Annotated in this window: 3 protein-coding genes; all 3 read left to right on the forward strand. The window is 56.6% G+C overall.

Annotated features, from left to right (window positions below; genetic code table 11):
- The first annotated feature begins 11 nt into the window (after nucleotides 1-11).
- Nucleotides 12-149, forward strand: a complete 138-nt coding sequence (locus tag AB1500_13150) for a pantoate--beta-alanine ligase (GenBank protein ID MEW6184093.1) — start codon at nucleotides 12-14, stop codon at nucleotides 147-149.
- Nucleotides 150-533, forward strand: a complete 384-nt coding sequence (panD, locus tag AB1500_13155; protein MEW6184094.1) for an aspartate 1-decarboxylase — start codon at nucleotides 150-152, stop codon at nucleotides 531-533. It abuts the gene before it with no gap.
- A gap of 333 nt (nucleotides 534-866) precedes the next feature.
- The coding region (locus AB1500_13160) for an MFS transporter (GenBank protein MEW6184095.1) at nucleotides 867-1,290 on the forward strand (424 nt) is incomplete at its 3' end.

The raw sequence follows: 1,290 nt of genomic DNA on the forward strand, positions 1-1,290 counted from the left end.
CGCTTGCCCGGCTGGACTATGCCGAGGTTCTTAGCTGGCCTGAATTAAAGCCCATGGAAGAAATACGGGCGGGCAAGGTACTAATGGCGGTAGCCGCGTTTTTCGGGCGGGCGCGGTTGATTGACAATTTTTTAGTGGAGGTGGAGTAAATGCTCCTTATGATGTTAAGGGGGAAAATCCACCGGGCTACAGTCACAGAGACCAACGTGGACTATGTCGGCAGTATAACCGTCGATGAGACGCTGATGGAGGCGGCGGATATCTTTCCGGGGGAAAGGGTGCAGGTCGTAAACATCAACAACGGCCAGCGATTCGAAACTTACACCATCGTTGGTCCGCGGGATTCAGGGTTGATCTGCCTCAACGGCGCCGCCGCCCACCTGGCGCAACCGGGGGATAAGGTCATCATCATCGCTTACGCCGTCATTCCCTATGCGGAGGCCCGCAGCTTCCGGCCCCGGATAGTTGTTGTAGACGATAACAATAAAGTGGTTGAGGTTAAGCGGGAGGAAACCCACGGCGCAATTGGGTAGGTTAGAAAGTCCGACGTCCGACGTCAAAGGATAAAAGGCAGGAGTTGAGTCCTAAGAGAGTGTTGCAAAACAAATAAATTCGGTAGAAAAACCACCTAACGGCTTTCGGCGGGTGTAAATAAGTAAGTGCCCCGGAGGCCGCGAAAAACAAGCATGGCGCGGAAGGCGAAGACATCCGGCAAATTAAGAGGTGGGATGTGAGAAGTCGGAAGTTAGAATCAGAGGGTGGAATTCGCCTGGCGAATTCCTTCGGTCTTCCCACCTCTAACCTCCCGCCTCGCACTTCCCAATTGCCAGGCGCCGTTTTGCAACGGCCTCCTAAGAGGAGGAAAAATGTTTAACATCGTCCTGGTGGGTCTGGTGAGTTTCCTTACCGACGTAAGCTCGGAAATGGTCTACCCCCTGATACCGCTTTTCCTCACACTTCAGCTCGGCGCCGGACCTGCCGTGGTCGGTGTGATCGAGGGGTTGGCCGAAAGCACCGCGAGCCTCTTAAAGGTTTTTTCCGGTGTCTTATCCGACCGTCTCGGGCGGCGCAAACCTCTGGCCATAGCCGGCTACGCAACCTCCGCTCTAAGCAAGGTCCTTTTGTACCTGGCCGCGTCCTGGGGCTGGGTTTTGGGCGGCAGACTGGTCGACCGTTTCGGCAAGGGCGTGCGCACCGCGCCCCGGGACGCTCTGATCGCCGACTCGAGCGACCCCCGCAACTACGGTCTTTCGTTCGGCCTGCACCGGGCGATGGACACCTTCGGTGCTG

Source organism: Bacillota bacterium (assembly GCA_040755295.1).
Lineage (GTDB): Bacteria > Bacillota > Desulfotomaculia > Desulfotomaculales > Ammonificaceae > SURF-55.